Source organism: Psychrobacillus sp. AK 1817, assembly GCF_008807035.1.
GTDB lineage: Bacteria > Bacillota > Bacilli > Bacillales_A > Planococcaceae > Psychrobacillus > Psychrobacillus faecigallinarum.
Window position 1 is genome coordinate 84,795 of the sequence record NZ_CP031739.1, and the last position, 23,305, is coordinate 108,099.

Genomic DNA, 23,305 nt, shown 5'->3' on the forward strand with positions numbered 1-23,305 from the left:
AGTAAGGGGTATCGTGTTTCATAATAAACATGTTGCATTTTTTGGAATTAAAACAGATAGAATATTACGTAATTGTTTTTAGCAATAGTCTTTCTGACGAAGGAAGTCTGTGGTTATTTTTAGGAGGAAGTACATATGAAAACAAGAGGACGCATAGTTGCGTTTCTACTGCTTCTAGTGATTTTTGCCGGGACTATAAGCCCGACAGTTAGTGGAGTATTAAACAATATTAAATTAGGTCTAGACTTACAAGGTGGATTTGAAGTTCTTTATCAAGTAGATGAACTCAACAAGGGACAAAAAATCACAGAGGAAGTAGTAGCTGATACTGCATCTGCTCTTACAAGCAGAATTGATGTTCTAGGAGTAAGTGAGCCTAGTATTCAGATTGAAGACGGAAATAGAATTAGGGTTCAGCTCGCTGGAGTAGAAAATCAGGAATCAGCGCGGGAATTACTTTCTACTCAGGCTAATCTGTCTTTCCGAGACTCAGAAGATAATATCATGCTAGATGGTATGGACTTAAAAGAAGGCGGAGCAAAATCTGCCTTTAATCAACAAGGACAACCGATTGTTACATTAGAATTAAAGGATGCAAATAAATTTGCAGAAGTAACTGAACAAATAGCTGCTAAACCAGCACCTGACAATGTGCTAGTTATTTGGTTAGATTTTGAAGAAGGAGTTGACTCCTACGCTGCTGAGGTGTTGAAGGAAGAACAAAAATTCATTTCCAACCCTCGTGTTACACAACGAATCAGTTCAGAAAGCGTAGAAATCTCTGGAGCATTTTCAGTGGATGAAACTAAAAACCTTGCGGGAATTCTAAATGCAGGAGCACTACCAGTTAAGCTTACCGAAATTTATTCAACTTCTGTTGGAGCTCAATTCGGTGAACAGGCATTGGATAGCACAATTCTAGCAAGTATCATTGGTGTTTCAGCTATATTCTTGTTTATGATTTTCTATTATCGCCTTCCAGGTTTTATTGCGGTAATTTCATTGGTTGTTTATATTTTCTTAATCTTAGTAGTTTTTGATTGGATTAATGGGGTACTTACGCTGCCAGGTATCGCCGCAATTGTTCTCGGGGTAGGTATGGCGGTTGATGCCAACATTCTTACCTATGAACGTATAAGGGAAGAGTTGCGTGTAGGTAAGTCAGTGAAGAAATCTTTTGAAAGCGGAGCAAAGGAATCATTTACTGCTATCTTTGATGCTAATATCACGACACTTTTAGCTGCAGTCGTATTATTCTATTTTGGTACAAGCTCAGTAAAAGGTTTTGCAACGCTTTTAATCATTAGTATATTGGTTGTATTCATTACAGCTGTTTGGGCTTCACGTATTTTATTAGGTCTTTTAGTGCATAGTGGGTATTTTGACAATAAACCAGGTTGGTTTGGGATTCCGAAAAAACGTATTCATGCTCCTGAAGAAGAAGTAGATACATTAGATTTAACAACAAAGTTTGATCGTATAGATTTTGTTCATAATCGTAAAATTTTCTATATCGCTTCTATTGTGTTAACGGTAGCAGGGATTGTTATTTTAAGTGTATTCAAATTGAATCTTGGAATTGACTTTTCATCTGGTACACGCGTTCAAATTGAGTCAAATACTCCATTAACGCAGGAAATAGTATCGGAGAAATTGGATTCTATCGGGTTATCTACTGAGGATATTGTAATTTCAGGAGAAAATGCTGATGGAGCTGTAGTTCGATATAAAGACGAATTTTCTCAAGAAGAAATTAAGACTTTAAAAGCAGATATAAACGAACAATTTGGTGCAGAACCACAAGTAAGTACTGTGTCATCTACGGTTGGTAAGGAACTTGCCGCAAATGCAATGAAAGCTTTGCTATTCGCTGCTATTGGAATTGTAATTTATGTGGCGTTCCGATTTGAGTGGCGCATGGGTGTTGCTGCCATTGTTTCCTTATTACATGATGCATTCTTAATGATCGCGATATTTAGCATTCTTCGTTTAGAAGTCGACATTACATTTATTGCAGCTGTTTTAACTATTGTAGGTTACTCGATTAACGATACAATTGTAACGTTTGACCGAATTCGAGAAAATCTTCACCGTAGTAAAGCAATTACTACTGAGGAAGAGCTTGCGACAATTGTAAATAAATCACTTCGTCAAACATTAGGACGTTCAGTAAATACTGTGTTAACCGTTGTTCTTGTAGTAGTGGCACTATTATTGTTTGGTGCAGAAGGTATTAGAAACTTCTCTATTGCATTATTGATCGGTTTAGTTGCAGGGACGTATTCATCACTGTTTATCGCAACTCAATTATGGTTTGATCTAAAAGCTAAAGAGCTTCGTAAAACAGGTGGTATAAAAGTAGAAAAAGAAGAGAAAAAATGGGGTTCAGACGAGCCTGTGGTATAACAGTAAAAAGAGCAGAGTATTCATTCTCTGCTCTTTTTTTCTTTTTAATATGGAAAGGCAAATGATTTATGTAGAATTCTAGGCTATTGGAAAAAGAAGGACTGACTTTGAAATGTTAGTTACTCAGACACTTTTGTTAAAGTAAAAATATTAATCCCTCAAGGTTTTTACGTTATAATAAAACTTAAGGAAGTGAAATAAAATGATACAATCTCAAAAAAGATGGAGAATCTCTAGACCTAATGATGATTTGGTTACAACCTTTGAACAAGAACTCACGATTCCAAGAGTCTGTGCTAAAGTACTAGTATCTAGAGGGTTTAATAGCGTAGAGGAAGCTAAAAGCTTTATATATATTACTGAAGATAACGTTCATGATCCTTTTCTCTTTGAAGGAATGGAAAAACTGGTAGAAAGAGTCCATCAAGCGATAGATGCTGGAGAAAGAATTATGATTTACGGTGACTATGATGCAGATGGAATAACAAGCACAACTGTCATGATGAAAACATTGGAAGCTATGGGTGCAGATGTTATCTTTAAAATTCCTAACAGATTTATAGATGGTTATGGACCAAGCGAGCGCTTATTCCAACAGGCCTTTGATGAAGGGGTCAAACTTATTATTACAGTAGACAATGGAATATCCGGCATACAGCAAATTCAGTTTGCTAAAAACTTAGGAATGGATGTAATAGTAACGGATCACCATGAACCTGGTGAGGTGCTTCCCAAGGCAGATGTAATTATTCACCCTGGTTTACAAGATACAAAATATCCTTTCTCGCATTTGGCTGGTGTAGGGGTGGCATTTAAAGTTGCTCATGCTTTACTAGGTGAAATACCGAAAGAATTATTTTACCTAGTAGCCATTGGGACAATTGCCGATCTCGTATCGTTAAAGGGTGAGAATCGTTATTTTGTCCAACAGGGTATTAAGCAGATGAAGAAAAATGATTCTGTTGCAATTGAGGCTTTGGCAAATGTAAGTGGAGTTGAAACAAGCGCTATAAATGAGGAAACTATCGGTTTCGCTTTTGGACCGCGTATCAATGCTGTAGGGCGTCTTGGAGAAGCTTCCCCGGGAGTTGAGTTGTTTTTAACAGAAGAACCAAATAAAGCACTTGCTCTAGCTAATATGTTGAACGATAAAAATAAAGAACGACAAGCTATTGTAAAGCAAATCACGGATGAAGCGATTGAATTAATCGAACAACAAAACTTAGACTTAAAAGGTCCAAGTGTTATTGTAGTTGGTAAAGAGGGATGGAATCCTGGCGTATTAGGAATTGTTGCATCAAAATTAGTGGAAAAATATTATCGTCCTTCAATAGTTCTTGGGTTTGACGTAGAAAAACAAATTGCTAAAGGTTCTGCACGTAGCATCGAAGGATTTCATATGTACAATGAGCTAGCTAAGAATAGCGATATAGTAACTCATTTTGGTGGTCATCCGATGGCAGCAGGTATGACCTTCCCTCTCGAACATGTAGAAGAATTTAGAAACAGACTTAATGAACAAGCGACGGCGTGCCTGACTGAGGAACAGTTAATACCTGTTGTATCAATTGATGTGCCACTGGAAATGCATGAAATATCCACGGAATCCATTCAATCCATTCAAATGCTTTCTCCTTTTGGTATGGGTTTTGCTAAACCTGTATATTGTTTAGAAAATATAGAAGTGAACTCAGTAAGGAAAATTGGCTCTGCCCAAAACCATGTGAAGATGGAGCTAATGCAGGGTGCTGTTTTGTTAGACGCTATCGGATTTGGAAAAGGTGATCTTGCTGATGAGATTGCACCGGCAACCAAATTATCCTTTATTGGAGACTTGCAAATCAACGAGTGGAATGGGCGAAAAAAACCACAGCTTATGATTCAAGATGCAAAAACGAATCAGTGGCAGTTGTTTGATATAAGAGGCATTCGCCAGGTGAATAGATGGCTGCCTACTATACCAGAGGGAAATACTACCTTTGTCTGCTTTAACAAAGAATCTTTAGCTCATTTTGAATCTATTATTTCTGGCAAAATATGGTTTCACAATAACGTAATAGAAGAAGGCATTGTTTCCGATTGTATTTGTTTACTAGATCTACCATTAGAGGAGCAAGATTTAATAAACTTGTTAGAACACCATGATTGGCAACGAATTTATGCTCACTTTTTTGCAAACGAGTCTACTTATTTTGAAGGATTACCAACCCGAGAACAATTCAAATGGTATTTTTCTTTCATTGCTAAAAGGAAAAATTTTGCTTTAAAACAGCATATTCACGAACTATCCAAACATACTGGATGGAGTCCAAACACAATAAATTTTATGTCAAAGGTGTTTTTTGAGTTAAATTTTGTTAGAATAGAGGGTGGCACATTGGTATTGAATGAAAATCTCCCTAAAAGAGATTTATCTGAAGCGCCAGCCTATCAACAGCGTACAAAGCAGATAAGTTTAGAGCAAAAGCTTTTGTATGCACCATATAAAGAGCTGAAACAATGGTTTGAAGAGCGAAGAGCAGCACAAACCGTTCCTGAGGAGGAGCAAAAATGGATTTAAAGAAATATGTAACAATTGTAGAAGACTGGCCTAAACCAGGTATTCGATTCAAGGATATTACAACAATTATGGACAATGGAGAAGCATACAAATATGCGACTGACCAAATTGTTGAATATGCAAAAGAAGTGGATGCAGATATTATTGTTGGACCAGAAGCACGTGGATTCATCATTGGATGCCCTGTTGCTTATGCTTTAGGCATAGGTTTTGCACCAGTTCGTAAGGAAGGCAAGCTCCCTCGGGAAGTAATTCGTGCTGAATACGGATTAGAATATGGGAAAGATGTTTTAACTATGCATAAGGATGCAATTAAACCTGGTCAGCGTGTACTTATTGTAGATGATTTACTTGCAACAGGTGGAACGATTGAAGCAACCATTAAGTTAGTAGAAGAACTTGGCGGTGTAGTGGTTGGTTGTGCATTCTTAATAGAGTTGTCTTATTTAGAAGGACGCGACAAATTAAAAGACTACAATATTCGTACGTTAATGCAATACTAATATTATTCATTTTCTATATAGACATAATTTGTGTATAATAAGAAAGTAATCGACTATACAGTTTAAGGGTGGACTTTACAAGTCCCTCTTTTTTTTTATAAAATATAGCCTATATACTATTTTTGAAAATTAACGAAAACAGGTGAGTTAGCATGGCAAAAGATCAGGTGAAGACAGCAGAAGATGTTTTTGAAACACTTTCTACTTATATGAATAAGGAACATGTTGACTTCGTTAAAAAAGCATACGAGTTAGCAGAACATGCCCATCGAGAACAATTTCGTAATTCTGGCGAACCGTATATTCTTCATCCCATACAAGTAGCAGGTATTCTTGCTGATCTTCAAATGGATCCGGAGACTGTTGCTGCTGGCTTTTTGCATGATGTAGTAGAGGATACCGAGTATACAAGAGATGATATTGTTCGAGAGTTTAACGAAGAAGTTGCTCTTTTGGTTGAAGGAGTGACCAAGCTAGGTAAAATTAAATATATGTCTAAAGAAGAACAACAGGCAGAAAATCATCGCAAGATGTTCATAGCAATGGCGCAAGATATTCGGATCATCCTGATTAAACTTGCTGACCGTTTACATAATATGCGTACTTTAAAGCATTTACCCGAAGAAAAACAACGTAGAATTTCAAATGAGACGCTAGAGATTTTTGCACCACTTGCTCATCGTTTAGGGATATCCGCAGTGAAATGGGAATTAGAGGATACAGCTTTACGATACTTGAATCCGCAGCAGTATTATAGAATTGTCAATTTCATGAAGAAAAAACGCACGGAGCGTGAATCATACTTAAAAGATGTAATGAATGATATTTGTAAACAGTTGGACGAGATGGAGGTAGATGCAGATATATCCGGAAGACCAAAGCATATATACAGCATCTATCGAAAAATGGTAGTCCAAAACAAACAATTCAATGAAATCTATGATTTACTAGCAATGCGAATCATCGTCAATAGCATTAAAGACTGCTATGCGGTTTTAGGTGTGATTCATACGCTTTGGAAGCCAATGCCAGGTAGGTTTAAAGATTATATTGCGATGCCAAAGCAGAACCTATACCAATCCTTACACACTACAGTAATTGGCCCTAATGGAGAGCCATTAGAGGTTCAGATCCGTACAGAGGAAATGCATAATATTGCTGAGTATGGGGTTGCTGCACACTGGGCCTACAAAGAGGGCAAAAAGGTGGAGACTGGTAAGCAAACAATAGATTCAAAACTTACATGGTTTAGGGAGATACTTGAGTTTCAACAAGAGTCATCCAACGCAGAAGAGTTTATGGAATCTCTGAAATTTGATTTGTTCTCAGATATGGTCTACGTTTTTACCCCTAAGGGGGACGTCATCGAATTACCTGCTAGTTCTGTTCCTATTGATTTTGCTTACCGAGTACATTCGGAAGTTGGCAATAAAACAATTGGTGCTAAGGTAAACGGAAAAATGGTTCCTTTAGATACAAAGCTAAAAACAGGAGATATTATAGAGGTTCTGACCTCTAAGCAGTCCTTTGGTCCGAGCAGAGACTGGATTAAAATTGCTCAATCCTCTCAAGCAAAAAACAAGATTAAGCAATTCTTTAAAAAACAGCTTAGAGAAGAAAACATTATCAAAGGTAAAGAGTCAATTGAAAAAGAAATCAAGGCACAGGAATTTGAAATAAAAGAGGTCTTGACTCTCGAAAATATCAAACGAGTTTGTGAAAAATATGCATTTGCTGGGGAAGAGGACTTATATGCCGCTGTGGGCTTTAATGGAATTACCGCCCAGCAAGTCGTTAACCGATTAGCAGAAAAAATGAGAAAAATACGCGACCAAGAGGAAGCGTTAGAAAAAATTAATACAGAAATGAACACTCCACCTACCAAGAAAACGACAGAATCAGGAGTAGTCGTCAAGGGGATAGACAACCTTCTAATACGACTTTCTCGTTGCTGCAGCCCCGTTCCTGGGGACGCTATTGTTGGATTTATAACCAAAGGGAGAGGTGTATCTGTTCACCGAGCAGATTGTCCGAATGTCCAAAATGACAATGCTCATTCACGCATTATAGAGGTTGAATGGGAGCAAACTGATTCACCTACCAAGAAGGATTACCAAGTTCATATAGAAGTGTCTGCATTTGATCGGACAGGTCTTCTTAATGAAGTTCTTCAAGTAGTAAACGAATCTAAAACGAATATTGTTGCAGTAAGTGGCAAATCGGATAATGATATTGCCTCCATTCATCTGTCTATTCTTATTTCTAATATTGCTCATCTTCATAAAGTGGTAGATCGTATTAAGCAGCTGCCAGATGTGTACTCTGTTCAGCGTATTATTAATTAAAGCTAACAACAGCGTATTATTAAAGGAGTTATGGTATATGAAGGTTTTGTTGCAGCGATGTAAAGATGCAAGTGTTACTGTTGACGGTGAAGTGACTGGTAAGATAGACAACGGTTATTTGTTGTTAGTAGGAATCACGACTACAGATACTGAAAAAGAAATAGAATATTTAGCGAACAAAATTGAAGGCATTCGTCTCTTTGAAGATGAAGAAGGCAAAATGAATCTTTCGATTAAGGAAGTAAATGGTTCTATTCTTTCTGTCTCACAATTTACCCTATATGCTGATACTAAGCGTGGCCGTAGACCAAGCTTTATAGAAGCCGCTCGGCCAGAAATTGCAAAGCCCCTTTGGGAGCTATTTAATGAAAAGCTACGTTCAAAAGGTTTTGTAGTAGAAACCGGCACATTCGGTGCAATGATGGACGTGGCATTTACAAATGATGGTCCTGTGACAATCATGCTAGAAGCATAATTTAAAAGCAGTGCTACTATTTTTAAGTGGCACTGTTTTTATTTTGGTATCGCATTATCTTACTACAATCCTCGTTTATAGGATTAGTAAGGTTTTTGCTTGTCCAACAGGAGGAGGGAGATAGATAAGACATCACACACGATGCGCAAGCGGCGGTGATGGCGTTCCCCCTGCGGAAAGCGTCCGCTTTAAGCGGAAATCAGCTGTACGCTTCAAAAGCCATATATGAAAAAGGAGGGAAGTCATGACATGAGTCACTACTTCCCTCTCTAAAATAGCATTTATAGTTATTTTGCTGTTTCTTAACAATTTTTATTTCAATTGACTATCAAAATAGTCAATAATCCCGTTGTATATTCCGTGTGTTGCCTGTTCTCTAAATCTCTGGGTAGTGACATTCTGTTCCTCTGTTGGATTGCTCAAATACCCTAACTCTATTAAAATAGCAGGCTGTTTATTTTCTCTCAATACTAGATAATTGCCTGGTTGAGTCCCTCTATCCTTCAGAGAAATCATATCTCCAAGACCATCATGGACATGCTTTGCTAGCTCTTTCTGATAGCTATTCATGTAATAGGTTGTAAAACCTCGAACAGAGCTATTATCGATAGCGTCATAGTGTAGGCTTATAAATGCGTCGGCTCCAACTTGATAACCTATTGAAACTCTTTTTCGTAAATCTACATATTCATCTGATTGTCGGGTCATCCTAACATTAGCGCCTGCTGCTTGAAGCTTGGAAGAAAGTAACTCTGCAGTTTTAAGGGTAATATCTTTTTCATCTGTTCCAAGAGCACCTGTTGTCCCACGGTCGTTGCCTCCGTGCCCAGGATCGATAACGATAGTAACTCCATCTAGAGTTCCTTTTTTTCGCTTAGAATTTTCCTTCTTTTCCCCTTCTTTAACCGTACTTTGTGAAGTGGAGTCCCCTGTATTTGAAACTACCCAGCTTGCAAGGTAGCCGATTTTACCGTTTCCTAAATCCACCTTATACCAATCATCAATAGTTTCTAAAACAGCAAATGATTCGCCGGCAGAAGCTCTTTTTAAAACCTCGCTATTAGTGCTTTTATCCGAACGGATATTAGTTCCACTATATAGAACAGTTATCGTATCCGATGCTGGAATAGAGGAATTAGATTTTACAGCATTAGAGAAATTCCCGTAAAAACTATAGAGCCATCCTTTTTTTCCATTTTTAAGCTCTACTTGAATCCATTGATGATCTGTTGCAAGCACCTTAAATTCATCGCCTTTGTTCACTTGTCCAATCTTTTTAGAAGACAAATCTGGATTGGCTCGGACATTTAATACATCAACTGAAATAACAAAGGTTCTTTTCTCAGTTGTGCTGGATGGTGTAGAAGTTTCCACTGGTGTTTGATCAACTATTGTAACGTATGTATTATTTACCCATCCTTTTTGCCCGTTGAAGTCAATTTCAATCCATTCTTTCTCCGAACGAGATGTTAAATATTTGTCTCCTTCGTTTAGTTGTCCAATGACAGCTGAGGATACTGAAGGTGCTGTGCGGACATTTAATCGGTTTACCTTGGAAACAATTTGCTTGTTAGCTAAATCTGATGTTTCCTCAGTTGTATACCAACTTGCAACCCATCCAGATGTATTTTTGTATTTTACTTTTAACCAATCGTTTTCTTTAGAGATTATTGTCAACTTTTCGTTCTTTTGTACCGATCCAATTGCATCGTAAGTGAGGCCTGGACCAGATCTGACTTTTAAAGAATCCACATTGACCACAGCTTGCTGTTCTTGAGCTTGGACCTCCATCTTTACATTAGGGATTATTAGTACAACTAAAAGCAGAAATATTGCCAATTTGTGGACTAATTTGTTATTCATTGGATCACCTCTAACTATATTGTAAATAGTCAAATAAAAAATTACTACCTTTTCTTTAAAAAGGTTGACTTATTTCATTTACGTCATTATGATAAAGTATAATTAAAAAATATAACAAACCGATGACCGAAAAAGTAACTGTTTGAACGGGATGACAAGAGAGGGAAAGACGTGGCTGAAATCTTTCCTACATACGCCTACAGTGAACAACATTCGAGAGGATTTTTGTCGAAAGAGTTTTCTTTAGTAGGCAAAAACGGATCTGGCCGTTATCCAGCGTTGAGAGGGTTAATAGATGTATTAACCAACTAGGGTGGAACCGCGGAAGCTTATAAAAGCTCTCGTCCCTTGCTATATGCAAGGGATGAGAGCTTTTTTTTATATGGATTTGAGAGGAGTCTATGGAAATGGATATTAAATTACCAAGAGGAACACAGGACATTTTGCCATCAGATACAGCAAAATGGCAGGTAGTAGAGGAATTAATAAGAGAGCAATGTCGTATGTACCACTACAAAGAAATCAGGACACCTGTTTTTGAACATACAGAGCTTTTTACAAGAGGTGTAGGAGATACAACGGATATTGTTCAAAAAGAGATGTATACATTCCAAGATAGAGGAAATCGTTCCCTAACATTAAGACCAGAAGGTACAGCATCTGTAGTTCGGTCGTTCGTTGAACACAAGATGTTTGGCTATCCGGACCAACCAGTAAAGTTATATTATATGGGGCCAATGTTCAGATATGAGCGTCAGCAAGCAGGTAGATATCGTCAGTTTGTTCAGTTTGGTATGGAGGCAATAGGTAGCTCAGATCCAGCGATTGATGCAGAAGTAATCTCACTAGCAATGTCCATCTATAAAAGAGCAGGCTTAAAAAGCTTAAAACTAGTGATTAACTCATTAGGTGATACTGAAAGTCGTATCGCTCACCGCGAGGCTTTAGTTAATCACTTTGAGCCACATATTGAAGAGTTTTGCTCAGATTGCCAAAATCGATTACAAAAAAATCCACTTCGAATTTTAGACTGTAAGATAGACCGAAACAATCCATTGATGGAAACGGCTCCTTCATTAACAGATTATTTAAATGAAGAATCTGCAGCTTATTTCGCAAAAGTAAAAGAATATTTAACAATGTTGAATATTGATTTCGAGGTAGATCCTAATTTAGTACGTGGGCTAGACTATTACAATCACACTGCATTTGAAATTATGAGCACTGCAGAAGGATTTGGTGCCATTACTACACTTGCTGGTGGGGGAAGATATAACGGACTAGTAGCAGAGCTTGGTGGTCCAGATTCTCCAGGAATTGGCTACGCAATGAGTATTGAACGACTATTACTTGCAATGGAAGCAGAAAAAATTGAGTTTCCAGATACTACATCATTGGACGTTTACTTAGTAGCAATGGGTGAGGAAGCAAAGAAAAAGGTAACAGAGCTTACATTTGAGCTTCGTAAGCATAAAATCTCTGCTGATATGGACTATTTGGAACGCAAAGTAAAGGCTCAAATGAAATCAGCTGACCGCTTAAAAGCGAAGGCAGTTATTGTAATTGGTGAGGATGAACTAGAAAAACAAAGTGTCATGTTAAAGGATCTATCTACAGGAACTCAACAGCTTGTACCTTTTACATCCTTAATAGATGAAGTAAAAAAGTTAACGGAGGCAAAATAACAATGAGTAGAACGCATACAAGTGGACAACTAAACGAACAACATATAGGAGAATCCGTTCAATTAATCGGATGGGTTCAGAAAAGAAGAGACTTAGGTGGATTAATATTTGTTGATATGAGAGATCGTTCTGGCATTGTGCAAGTAGTATTTAACCCAGAGATTTCAGAATCAGCAATCCAGGTAGCAAATACTTTAAGAAACGAATTTATCATTGAGGTAAAAGGGAATGTTGTAGCGCGAGCAGAAAATCAAATTAATCCTAATATTCCTTCTGGTGCTATCGAGGTTCAAGCATTAGAGATTTCAATTATTAACGAAGCAAAAAATCCTCCTTTTTCTATCGAAAATCAAACAGATGCAGGGGAAGATATTCGTTTAAAATACCGTTACTTAGATTTAAGAAGACCTGTTATGTATGACACATTTAAAATGCGTTCAGATATTACGAAAACTGTTAGAAGATTTTTAGATGATGAAGGCTTCTTAGAAGTAGAAACACCAATTTTAACAAAATCTACGCCAGAGGGAGCGCGAGATTATTTAGTGCCAAGTCGAGTGCATGATGGAGAATTTTATGCGCTGCCTCAATCCCCTCAGCTATTCAAACAATTGCTTATGGTGGGTGGATTTGAAAAATATTATCAAATTGCTCGTTGCTTCCGTGATGAAGATTTACGTGCTGACCGTCAGCCAGAATTCACTCAAATTGATATGGAAATGAGCTTCCTATCAATGGATGAAATTTTAGAAATGAATGAGCGCATGATGCAAAAGATAATGAAAGATGTTAAAGGTGTAGAGGTTAGTATACCATTCGCTCGAATGGACTATGACGAAGCAATGGCTAGATTTGGATCAGATAAACCAGATGTTCGATTTGGTTTAGAGTTAACAGATCTTTCAGATCAAGTAAAAGATAGTGCCTTTAAAGTATTTACTTCAGCAGTTGAAGCAGGTGGCCAAGTTAAAGCTATCAACGTCAAGGGAGCAGCCGATAACTATTCTCGAAAAGATATTGATGCGTTAGGAGAATATGCTTCTCGCTATGGTGCTAAAGGTCTTGCTTGGTTAAAAGTTGACGAGGAGGGCATAAAAGGTCCTATTGCTAAATTCTTTGAAGGAGAAGCGGCTAGCACACTTATTAAAACTTTAGATGCTAATGCGGGAGATTTATTGTTATTCGTAGCAGACAAAAAGTCTGTAGTAGCTGATGCCCTTGGAGCGTTACGTTTGAAATTAGGTAAGGATTTGAATCTTATCGATGAAAGTCGTTATGCTTTCCTATGGGTAGTAAACTGGCCATTATTCGAATATGACGAAAAAGAAGGACGTTATTATGCTGCACACCACCCATTCACACGTCCGGCTGATGAGGACCTACCTTTAATGGAAACAGATCCAAGTCAAGTAAAAGCACAAGCATATGACCTTGTACTAAATGGCTATGAACTTGGTGGAGGATCCCTGCGTATATATTCAAGAGAAGTACAAGAAAAAATGTTTGAGATTCTAGGATTTTCTGACGAAGAGGCAAAAGCTCAGTTTGGGTTCTTAATGGAAGCATTCGAATACGGAACACCTCCACATGGTGGAGTAGCCTTCGGGTTGGACCGTTTGGTCATGCTGCTATCTGGAAGAACAAATCTTCGTGATACGATTGCCTTCCCTAAAACAGCTAGCGCAAGCTGCTTACTGACTCAAGCACCAAGCCCAGTAGCAGAAGCACAGCTAGATGAATTGCACTTAAAATTAAATAAGTAAGAACAATAATAATTAACCACCTTTTATGTATGTTAGGTCATACAATAAAAGGTGGTTTTTGAATAAATTGAATCTAGGAGAGGTTATAAAATAATTTAGAAGGAGCTAACATATACTCTATATAAATGATTGATAATTGGAAGGATGATCGAAGTTATAGAAAAAGCATTACTCTTTATTATTTTATTAAGACTTCTTTCAGGAAGTGTAGAAATCACTGCAGCAATGTTTATGCTGAAATTTAATAACTTGGAAAAAGCATTCTATATTAATTCCATGCTAGCTCTAGTCGGACCATGTATTTTAATCGTCACAACTGGTATAGGTTTAATGGGCCTAGCGGATAAAATATCTATGACTCGAATAATATGCTTATTTGCGGGTATTTTATTGATACTGTTCAGCGTGAATTCTAAATAGAGTTTGAAGAATTTAGTTTATAGTTTTGACAAAAAAATGAGCACCTGGATTGCCTCTACTTAAAGATAGAGGGAGTAGGTGTTATTTTTTTTGCTATGTTAAAGTTTGCGATGGATACCAAGCTAATATAACTTTAGGGGAGTTACAGGTATTAGCTAATAATTGTCATGAATGGTTATATTAATTAAATTAAATAAGTGACTCCGTAAAAAAATAATAAAAAGACCGATAATGCGAATGCAAATTATCGGTCTTTGTCGTTTTTATAGTATTGACGTATAATCTTCTAGGCAATTTCATTCTCTGTCTTCTCGATCTCCTCTATTTTAACTAGCTTAAAGACAAGAAACATAAGTAGTATGCCAAGAACACCACAGCCGATATAAAATGGATTTAAATAGTTTTTCATGACAAGTGAAAGTATAGGTGGTCCTGCTGCAACCCCTATAAAACGAGCTGAACTATAAAAAGAAGAAATGGTGCCTCGCTCTTCTTTTTTTATATTTTCTGTGATAATTGTGTCTAAGACAGGGAGTATGGCTCCAATAGCTATACCAAGTATACTTGTAACTATTAACAACAGAATGAGTTGTTCCTTGACAAAACCAATAAACACGACACTAGCCGAACTAATAATAAGAGATATGATCATCATTCGTTTAATCGTTTTGAGCTTTCCTTCAATTTTTCGGCCAGTAAGAAAAGAAGATATACATAAAAACAAAAGGGGGATTGCTAACACAAAACCTTTCTTAACACCTTTAATATCATGAATTTTTTCTAGTATTTCTGATAAGTAAAACAATACTCCGAATAATACGAACATCGCAAAGATACCATTTAAAAATACCGAAGTCAGCCACTTACCCTCTGCTTTAAAGGTTTCCTTTACTTTACTTAAAAATTCTTTTATTTTGTCTGGCTCTTCATTGTCCCCTTTAGGAACTTTGACAAAGAAAAATATTAAAACGAAAGCAATGGCACTAAAAATAGAGATTGAAAAGAATGGAAAAAACCATAGTATTGCTGCAATCGCCGAGCCTATAATAGGACTTAACACTTTCCCAAGCGTATTAGATGTTTCAATAATACCTAAGGTGGAGCTAGTTTTTTCTGAATCATCTTTAAAAAGGTCTCCGACTAGTGGTAATACAATCGGCATTGCTCCTGCCGCACCCATCCCTTGTAGAATTCTACCAATAATAATAGTTGTGTAAGGATTCTCCATTTTCCAAGAGGCAAAACCAGCAATTAGTCCACCTATTAAAGCAAGAAGTAAGCAGGGCAAAATAATTTTCTTTCTTCCTAATCGATCCGATAAATAACCAGCCACTGGAATGAGAATAATAGCAGCAATGGAGTAACTAGTTATAATCATACTCGATTGAAAAGAACTGATATCCACCTTTTTTTCTAAGATTGGCAAAACTGGAATCAGCATAGAGTTCCCTAACGTCATAACTAAAGGAATGGAAGATATGCTTATAATACACATCTTGCTTACTGTATTATTTTCATCTTTCTTACCCAACCTACACACCTCAATTTTAATTATCAATTAAGGGTATGTTCTCCTTGAGGAATTGTTTTATGCATTCATCAAAACAAATGTCCTCTAACAGTTAATTATTATGTATAAGGAAAAATCATTAACTTAAAATAAGGAATAGTAGGCCTGAATGCCAAAGTAAATTCCAAACCCAATCATTGATAATGATGAAATAATGGACACCGTTTTTAGAAGAGAAGTTGATAATAATTTTCTTGAACCACTTGAGATAGTAGCCATTGTTAAATCTACAAGTGTAATACCTAATAAGATAGTAATACTATATAAAATAACTTCTAGTCCAGATAACGAGCCACTAGCGCCACCGACTAGTATGGAGCCATAAATCCCAAGCCAAAATAAAATAGTCAAAGGATTCAATAATGCCATGAGTAGCCCCGATAAAAAAGAATGTCTTAAACGTACTACTTTTCGATATTTTGCATCCATAGATATATTATTGACCGTAAGTAAATTCTCAATGCCGGTATACATTAGAACAAAAAAGCCAAAAGACCATAAAAAAGTTTTCATCATTGGACTGTCGATAAATTGTCCCACTCCAAAATACACCATAAGCATATAAAGTATATCTGTTGCAATGGCACCCAAACCAAAAAACCATGCATGAAAAAATCCGTTCTTTATACCGGTATTAAGTAGGGTAGCCTTTACAGGGCCAATGGGTGCCGCTAAAGAGACACCAAGAATAAAATACGTCATTAGTGAATTCACAAATAGACCTCCGTTAAATGTCTTGTCTATGAATAATATTCACATGTAGGGTCATCTAGGACTAGTTTTCAATAGAATTTTTAAGTGGTGACTTTAATCATAAATTAAAGGAAATAATTATGAGTATGAAAATTTTACTATAAATCATTATTCAGAATAGTTAAATTATAGTGTGGTGTTTCATTTGAAATTCATTAATATCTGTGATAATATATAAGTAATACGAATCCTGATGTGTTCGCAAAATGCCAATCAGTTTTGACCGAACAATTATATCGTCGGGAGTCTAACTTTTATTGTTGATGACATGCCCTCTAGTCTAGGGACTTCAAAGACAGTAAAGAGGACACCCACCTGCTCTGTGCGGGTTCAAAACGATAAGCTCTATTAGTCGGCACGATTGGGATTCGTCTATCTTTAAACAGTCAGCCTCCTGCATCTTTGTAGGAGGTTTTTTTCTGCGCTTTGAGGTCGGCACGTGACCCAATTCTTCAATTGTATTCAATAATAGTAATCTCTATTTGAGCAAAAAAGAACAAGAAATGAATATATCTTTTTGTAATACGTTTACCTATCGTTAGACCTCACATTACAATCATCGACTTAAAAGTTGCATTTAGTTTATAATATGGGGGCATGGGTACAACAGCAATAAATTTAGAATGTACTAGCGTAGGCATAATGATTTTGTTAATATTTGAGAAGTGAAAAGATAAAACCAACTAATCTGATATAAATGGAGTGTTTAGTATGTTACATCAATTTTCTAGAAATGAACTTGCTATCGGTAAAGAGGGTGTAGATTTCTTAAAAAATACAACTGTTGCAATTTTAGGAGTCGGAGGCGTCGGTTCATTTGCAGCAGAAGCATGTGCTCGCAGTGGAGTGGGGCGTATTATTTTAGTTGATAAGGATAACGTGGATATTACGAATATCAATCGTCAATTAGTAGCCTATATGTCTACTATCGGGCGGTCAAAATCCGAAGTGATGAAAGAGAGAATAGCAGATATTAATCCAGAATGTGAAGTAATTGACATGCATATGTTTTATACCGAAGAAACTTATGAACAATTTTTTACGATGAATATTGATTATGTAATTGATGCATCTGATACTATTGTATATAAAATTCATCTAATGAAGGAATGTTTAAAACGAGGCATTAAAATTATTTCTAGTATGGGAGCAGCAAACAAAACGGATCCAACTCGATTTAAAATTGTAGATATCTCTAAAACACATACCGATCCAATAGCAAAAGTGATTCGTACTAAGCTTCGTAAGGAAGATCGAATTACAAAAGGTATCCCAGTAGTCTTTTCGGATGAAAGTCCTATCGTAGTAAGAGAAGATGTAGTAGAGACAGTAGGAAAACCAGATGCAGCAATTCGTAAAGCAAAAATGCCACCATCATCTAATGCTTTTGTACCGTCTGTGGTTGGATTAATCTGTGCTAGCTGGGTAATAAATGATATCACGAAAAATATTACAGTGAATCGAGTGCAGTAATTGGTTGCAGTTTTTTCCACATCACTTATACTAAAACTAATCACATTTCAAACGAGGTGGAAACTTATATGACAGAAACAACAAATCAAGAAGAGCCAAAGAAAAAAATGACTCTTCAAGAAGCTGTGAAACAAAAGCTTGAAGAAAAGAAAAATCAAGCTGGTGGCGGCAAAGCAAAAGGAAACGGCCCAGCAGCCAACCAAAAAATGAAAAGCCAGCAAACCAAGAAAGTAAGTAATACACGCAGAAAAATGGGTGTGTAATTACTAAATTCGAAGGTGCGCACCTTTTAAGTTTGCGAACAAAAAACGCTACCGATTTTTTCGGTAGCGTTTTTTCATGGTAAAGCAGTATAATTTCTCTATTTCTCACATTGCCATCAGGCACAAAAGCTATTCTTCTACTTTTCCTTCTTAAATTTCTCTAATTTATTATAAATCGCAGAAAGACGTTTCTCTTCTCCTGCATCTATTGGATCGTAGAATCTCGTTCCGACTAAATTATCTGGAAGATAGGTTTGATTTACCCAACCGCCAAAGGTTCCTATTTTATGATCATGAGGGTATACATAGCCACCATGTCCAAGCTCCTTGGCTCCAGAGTAATGATTATCCTTTAAATGACTTGGGATTTCGCCTGTTTTACCTGAATGTATACTACTAATAGCCTTATCAAGCGCTACATATGCCGAATTGGATTTCTCTGATAAGCACATTAAAACTACTGCATTGGCAAGGGGAATACGTGCCTCAGGAAGTCCGAGTCTTTCTGCGGATTGTATAGCGGCTAATACTTGTGGACCTGCTGCAGGATTGGCAAGTCCAATATCTTCATAGCTCATTACTAATAATCTTCTACTAACAGCTACCAAATCTCCGTTTTCTAATAGATGGGCAAGATAATATAATGCTGCGTCCGTATCACTACCCCGAACTGATTTTTGTAGTGCAGATAACAGATTATAAAAGTGTGAACCTTTTTTGTCTCCAAATACGCCTACACGATCGATAAGACTATCCAGAGTGCCATTCTCCACTACAGTCACGCCATTTTCTTCAAAGCTGGCAAAAACGGTAGATTCTAATAGAGTCAATGCCTTTCGAGCATCTCCATTAGAGGCATCCGCTATCTTTAGCCGTTGATCATCGGTGATTTTAATAGGAGTTTTGCCTAGTCCTTTGTCAGGATCCTCTAAGGCTCTTTTTAGAAGAACATCTACATCCTCAGTAGTAAGACGCTTTAACTGCTTTATTTCTCCACAGCGAGAGCGAATCGCTGGATTTACATCGTGGAAGGGATTTTCTGTTGTAGCCCCGATAAGAATTATAGAACCGTTTTCAACATGGGGCAAAAGTGTATCCTGCTGTAGCTTGTTGAAGCGATGAATTTCATCTAAAAACAAAATTACTTTTCCGCTAATCCTAGCATCTGCTACGACATCCTCGACATCTTTTTTTCCGGCCTTAGTTGCATTTAATGCAATAAAGGGTAGTTTGGTTGTCCCAGCAATCGCAAAAGCTAAAGAGGTTTTGCCCACACCAGGATCTCCATACAGAAGCATAGATGGTACATGACCATTCATTATCATTTTATATAGTGCAGTATCCTTACCGATTACATGCTGTTGACCAGCAATTTCATCTATTGTTTGAGGTCTCATTCGATAAGCTAAAGGTTCATTTTGCAAAATGATCTCTCCTTTTTATTCGTATTTGAAATTCTGTTTTTGAAGAGAGGATTAATTGTAAATAAATCATTTGAGTGACTTTGATCTGGCACCTGGATTACATTTAAGACACTCAAGTGCGAATGTCTATTACATATTGATTGTACTCGAACGTGTTCGTCAAAAGATAATCATTTACTTATCAGTGCAGGTACAAGCGAATGTGCTTTGGTTATACAAAACGTACATTTGTTCCTTTATTATATAGAAGATGAGACAAAAAGTCATTTTGAAGTCGTTAGCCCTATGAGTTATGCTATACTAGGGAAAGAATTTTTTTACCTATGAAGTTAATCTAAATAGAAACAATCTAAGTCCTATAAATACTTTTATAGTGAAATATAAGAATGAATGGATAAAAGAAAAATGAGGTGGGACAGTTGAAATTTTCAACAAAGGGCCGTTATGGTCTTACAATTATGGTGGCGCTAGGTAAGCAATACGGAGAAGGACCTCATGCGCTACGTCAAATTGCCTCTGAGCATTCCTTATCGGAAGCATACTTGGAGCAAATCGTATCTCCATTGCGCAATGCTGGATTGGTTAAAAGTGTTAGAGGAGCTTATGGAGGCTATATGCTTTCTAAAGCGCCAAATGAAATTACTGCAGGCGATGTCATTCGTGTGCTTGAAGGTCCCATTCAAATAGTTGAAGGAATCGAAGAGGAAGCTCCACCGCAGAGAGAGTTATGGATGAGAATTCGTGATGCGGTCAAGAATGTCCTCGATACAACTACTATTGAAGACCTAGCAAAATATTCGGAAGAAAACCCTGATACAAAAGGGTATATGTTTTATATATAAGGAGTTAAGAGTTCATCATGAATAGAATATATTTAGATCATGCTGCTACAACGCCAATGGCAGAACAAGTGGTCAACACATTTGTAGAAGAAATAAACCAAGTATACGGAAATGCATCTAGTATTCATCAAACAGGTAGAAGCGCTAGGAAAAAACTAGACGATGCTCGAGCAATTCTAGCTCACTCTATTGGCTGCCATGAAACAGAGATAACTATTACGAGTGGTGGGACAGAAGCTGACAATTATGCGATATTTGGGACAGCATATGCCCGTAAAGATGTAGGTAAGCATATTATTACTACACAAATAGAACATCACGCTGTTTTGCATGCCTGTGAACAACTTGAAAAAGAGGGCTTTGAAATAACCTACCTACCCGTAGACAGTTCAGGCTTAATCAGTATTGAATACTTGAAAAAATCATTACGAGAAGATACTATTTTAGTTTCTGTAATGTTTGCAAACAATGAAGTAGGAACGATTCAGCCAATTAAAGAAATTGGAAATCTCCTAAAGGATCACCAAGCATACTTCCATACGGATGCCGTACAGGCCTACGGCAGTGTCAAAATAGATGTACAAGAGTTCCATATTGATATGCTAAGCGTATCAAGTCACAAAATTAATGGACCTAAAGGAATTGGTTTTTTATATCAACGAAAAGATATTTATTTAAAGCCATTATTCTATGGTGGACAGCAGGAACGAAAAAAACGAGCAGGCACCGAAAATGTCCCTGCAATTGTTGCATTTGCCAAAGCGGTTGAGCTTAAACAGCAAAATATAGAGGATAACAATTCGCATTATCGTAAGCTAAAGGATGCTTTTGTCAAACAGTTGGAGAAAAATGGAGTAGATTTTAAAATCAACGGGACGCAGAACGAGGTTCTAACCCATGTTGTGAACTTAAGTATTCCGAAAACAGATGTAGAGACATTCCTCGTCCAATTAGATTTAGCAGGAATCGATGCCTCAAGCGGCTCAGCTTGTACAGCAGGCTCTATAGATCCATCCCATGTGCTAGTTGCTATGTACGGAGAGAGCTCTCCAGAACTAAGAAACTCAGTACGTTTTAGCTTTGGGCTAACCAATACTAAAGAAGAAGCTGTAGAAGCAGCTAACAAAATAAGTAAAATTATTCTTGGATAACTGAAATGAGTGAGTAATGATGAAGAGAAAAGAAGATACAAGAGTTGTAGTCGGTATGTCAGGAGGAGTTGATTCCTCCGTTGCTGCCTATCTTTTAAAAGAACAAGGTTATGATGTAATCGGGATTTTCATGAAAAACTGGGATGATACAGATGAAAATGGAGTTTGTACGGCAACAGAGGATTATGAAGATGTTATTAAAGTATGTAACCAGATTGGTATACCTTATTATGCTGTTAATTTTGAAAAACAATATTGGGATAAAGTATTTTCATATTTCTTAGAGGAATATAAAGCGGGACGAACACCAAATCCTGACGTAATGTGTAACAAAGAAATAAAATTCAAAGCATTTTTAGAGCATGCATTGGCACTTGGGGCTGATTATCTTGCAACGGGTCATTATGCTCAAGTAGAAGTGCGAGACGGCCAAACGAGGATGCTAAGAGGCAGAGATAATAATAAGGACCAGACCTATTTCTTGAACCAATTGAATCAAGAACAGCTTGAAAAGGTTATGTTCCCAATTGGACATTTAGAAAAGAAAAAAGTGCGGGAAATTGCTCTGGAGCAAGGACTTGCGACAGCTACTAAAAAGGATTCCACTGGAATTTGCTTTATAGGTGAGAGAAATTTCAAAGAGTTTCTAAGTCAATATCTACCAGCTAAACAAGGTACGATGGAAACAATGGACGGAAAAGTGATGGGCAAACATGATGGCTTAATGTACTACACTATTGGCCAACGTCATGGCTTAGGCATTGGTGGTTCAGGTGATCCTTGGTTTGTTATAGGAAAAGACTTGAAAAGAAATGTTTTATTAGTTGGACAAAATATCAATAATGATGCCTTGTTCTCTACAAGCCTTACTGCTACTGATTTATCCTTTACAACTACATTAGACAAGCCAGCATCTTTTGATTGCACAGCTAAATTCCGTTATCGTCAAGAAGATGTAGGAGTTCATGTAGAGCTACTGGCTGACAATCGTGTTCGTGTAATATTCGATCAACCAGTTCGTGCGATAACTCCTGGTCAAGCAGTTGTTTTCTATCAAGGGGATGAATGCCTTGGGGGAGCAACAATTGACGAAGTATTTAAAGATGGTCTTAAACTGGATTATGTAGGTTAATGGAGGTAATGGATTTGAATTATAATGAACTAGGAATCCAAGCGATTCAAGAAGAAAATTATGAAAAAGCAGCAGAGTTATTTACAAAAGCAATTGAAGAAAACCCAGAAGAGTCAATTGGTTATATTAATTTTGGCAATTTACTAGCTTCTATGAATGAGAACGAACGTGCGGAGCGTTTCTTTCAAAAAGCAATTACTTTAGACGAAAATGCTGCAACTGCTTACTATAGCTTAGCAAACTTGTATTTTAATGCTGAACGCTTTGAAGAGGCTGCCAAGTTATATGAAAAAGCAATTACAAATGGTATAGAAGGCCCAGATGCTTATTTTATGCTTGGTAAAAGCTTTCAAAAAGTGGACCAAACTAAGCTTGCCCTTCCATATCTTCAGAGAGCATATGAATTGGACTCCCAAGATATTCAGATTAAGCTAACATATGGCATAGCACTTGCAAGTATAGAAATGTTCGATGTGGCAGAACCAATCTTCAAAGAAATTTTAGCATTAGATCCAGAAAATGCAGATGCTCATTACAATATGGGGGTATTATATGCCGTGTCTACTTCAGACACAGAAAGTGCCCTTAAGCATTTGAAAGAAGCTTTTACCATTCAACCAAACTATGATCAAGCAAGATATGTGTACGATATGATTTCTCTACGTAATTAAGAAAAA

At 37.0% G+C, this 23,305-nt stretch carries 18 protein-coding genes, 1 other RNA gene and 1 other annotated feature; of the genes, 15 read left to right on the top strand and 4 right to left on the bottom strand.

What is annotated here, in order from left to right; all coding sequences use genetic code 11:
- Positions 1-135: 135 nt before the first annotated feature.
- From secDF to dtd, 5 genes are all read left to right on the top strand, one after another.
- Complete coding sequence (gene secDF, locus D0S48_RS00415) at positions 136-2,406, top strand: protein translocase subunit SecDF (protein WP_144535752.1); 2,271 nt, start codon at positions 136-138, stop codon at positions 2,404-2,406.
- 202 nt (positions 2,407-2,608) lie between these two features.
- Positions 2,609-4,966, top strand: coding sequence for a single-stranded-DNA-specific exonuclease RecJ (recJ, locus tag D0S48_RS00420; RefSeq protein WP_144535754.1), 2,358 nt, complete (start codon positions 2,609-2,611; stop codon positions 4,964-4,966).
- Entirely contained in the window at positions 4,957-5,469 is a 513-nt protein-coding gene (locus D0S48_RS00425) for an adenine phosphoribosyltransferase (protein ID WP_144535756.1), read from the top strand. Before recJ ends, D0S48_RS00425 begins: the two co-directional genes overlap by 10 nt.
- A 152-nt stretch (positions 5,470-5,621) precedes the next feature.
- Complete coding sequence (locus D0S48_RS00430; RefSeq protein WP_144535758.1) at positions 5,622-7,814, top strand: RelA/SpoT family protein; 2,193 nt, start codon at positions 5,622-5,624, stop codon at positions 7,812-7,814.
- A gap of 37 nt (positions 7,815-7,851) precedes the next feature.
- Positions 7,852-8,289 carry a D-aminoacyl-tRNA deacylase gene (gene dtd / locus D0S48_RS00435; RefSeq protein WP_144535760.1) on the top strand — a complete coding sequence of 146 codons (438 nt, stop codon included), beginning with the start codon at positions 7,852-7,854 and terminating at the stop codon, positions 8,287-8,289.
- A 312-nt stretch (positions 8,290-8,601) separates the two neighbouring features.
- Here dtd and D0S48_RS00440 read toward each other — a convergent pair whose 3' ends face one another.
- On the bottom strand, positions 8,602-10,152 hold the full coding sequence (locus tag D0S48_RS00440; protein WP_151109358.1) for an N-acetylmuramoyl-L-alanine amidase family protein: 1,551 nt from the start codon (positions 10,150-10,152) through the stop codon (positions 8,602-8,604).
- 113 nt (positions 10,153-10,265) lie between these two features.
- Positions 10,266-10,504, top strand: a binding site (T-box leader).
- Positions 10,505-10,559: 55 nt separating this feature from the next.
- On the opposite strand from D0S48_RS00440, the gene hisS reads away from it, so the two are divergent.
- The 3 genes from hisS (at position 10,560) to D0S48_RS00455 (ending at position 14,020) form a co-directional block, all read left to right on the top strand.
- Entirely contained in the window at positions 10,560-11,837 is a 1,278-nt protein-coding gene (gene hisS / locus D0S48_RS00445; protein ID WP_144535764.1) for a histidine--tRNA ligase, read from the top strand.
- 2 nt (positions 11,838-11,839) lie between these two features.
- Positions 11,840-13,600: an aspartate--tRNA ligase gene (gene aspS / locus D0S48_RS00450; RefSeq protein ID WP_144535766.1), complete on the top strand. Its 1,761-nt coding sequence runs from the start codon at positions 11,840-11,842 to the stop codon at positions 13,598-13,600.
- Between the two features lie 144 nt (positions 13,601-13,744).
- The gene (locus D0S48_RS00455; protein ID WP_144535768.1) at positions 13,745-14,020 is read left to right on the top strand and encodes a YqhV family protein; all 276 of its coding nucleotides are present in this window, start codon (positions 13,745-13,747) and stop codon (positions 14,018-14,020) included.
- A 286-nt stretch (positions 14,021-14,306) separates the two neighbouring features.
- On the opposite strand, the gene D0S48_RS00460 is transcribed toward D0S48_RS00455, so the two are convergent.
- Both D0S48_RS00460 and D0S48_RS00465 read right to left on the bottom strand, forming a co-directional pair.
- Complete coding sequence (locus tag D0S48_RS00460) at positions 14,307-15,515, bottom strand: MFS transporter (RefSeq protein WP_151113630.1); 1,209 nt, start codon at positions 15,513-15,515, stop codon at positions 14,307-14,309.
- Positions 15,516-15,674: 159 nt separating this feature from the next.
- Positions 15,675-16,304, bottom strand: a complete 630-nt coding sequence (locus tag D0S48_RS00465; RefSeq protein WP_144535770.1) for a LysE family transporter — start codon at positions 16,302-16,304, stop codon at positions 15,675-15,677.
- Positions 16,305-16,527: 223 nt separating this feature from the next.
- Here D0S48_RS00465 and ssrS point away from each other — a divergent pair.
- The 3 genes from ssrS to D0S48_RS00480 all read left to right on the top strand — a co-directional run bounded on the left by ssrS (position 16,528) and on the right by D0S48_RS00480 (position 18,079).
- Positions 16,528-16,715: non-coding RNA, 6S RNA (gene ssrS, locus D0S48_RS00470), on the top strand.
- A gap of 339 nt (positions 16,716-17,054) precedes the next feature.
- The gene (locus D0S48_RS00475; protein ID WP_151109360.1) at positions 17,055-17,816 is read left to right on the top strand and encodes a tRNA threonylcarbamoyladenosine dehydratase; all 762 of its coding nucleotides are present in this window, start codon (positions 17,055-17,057) and stop codon (positions 17,814-17,816) included.
- Between the two features lie 68 nt (positions 17,817-17,884).
- Positions 17,885-18,079 (top strand): hypothetical protein, encoded by a 195-nt coding sequence (locus D0S48_RS00480; protein ID WP_144535774.1) that lies wholly within the window; start codon positions 17,885-17,887, stop codon positions 18,077-18,079.
- A gap of 137 nt (positions 18,080-18,216) precedes the next feature.
- On the opposite strand, the gene D0S48_RS00485 is transcribed toward D0S48_RS00480, so the two are convergent.
- Positions 18,217-19,503 carry a replication-associated recombination protein A gene (locus D0S48_RS00485; RefSeq protein ID WP_151109362.1) on the bottom strand — a complete coding sequence of 429 codons (1,287 nt, stop codon included), beginning with the start codon at positions 19,501-19,503 and terminating at the stop codon, positions 18,217-18,219.
- 419 nt (positions 19,504-19,922) lie between these two features.
- Between D0S48_RS00485 and cymR the strand changes: the two genes are divergently transcribed.
- The 4 genes from cymR to D0S48_RS00505 are packed head-to-tail and all read left to right on the top strand — an operon-like array spanning position 19,923 to position 23,299.
- A complete protein-coding gene (cymR, locus tag D0S48_RS00490) occupies positions 19,923-20,345 on the top strand; it encodes a cysteine metabolism transcriptional regulator CymR (protein ID WP_144535777.1) in 423 nt (140 codons plus the stop codon).
- 17 nt (positions 20,346-20,362) lie between these two features.
- On the top strand, positions 20,363-21,496 hold the full coding sequence (locus D0S48_RS00495) for a cysteine desulfurase family protein (protein ID WP_151109364.1): 1,134 nt from the start codon (positions 20,363-20,365) through the stop codon (positions 21,494-21,496).
- Between the two features lie 16 nt (positions 21,497-21,512).
- Positions 21,513-22,628 carry a tRNA 2-thiouridine(34) synthase MnmA gene (mnmA, locus tag D0S48_RS00500; RefSeq protein WP_151109366.1) on the top strand — a complete coding sequence of 372 codons (1,116 nt, stop codon included), beginning with the start codon at positions 21,513-21,515 and terminating at the stop codon, positions 22,626-22,628.
- 14 nt (positions 22,629-22,642) lie between these two features.
- Entirely contained in the window at positions 22,643-23,299 is a 657-nt protein-coding gene (locus D0S48_RS00505) for a tetratricopeptide repeat protein (RefSeq protein WP_186318049.1), read from the top strand.
- The last annotated feature ends 6 nt before the right edge of the window (positions 23,300-23,305 follow it).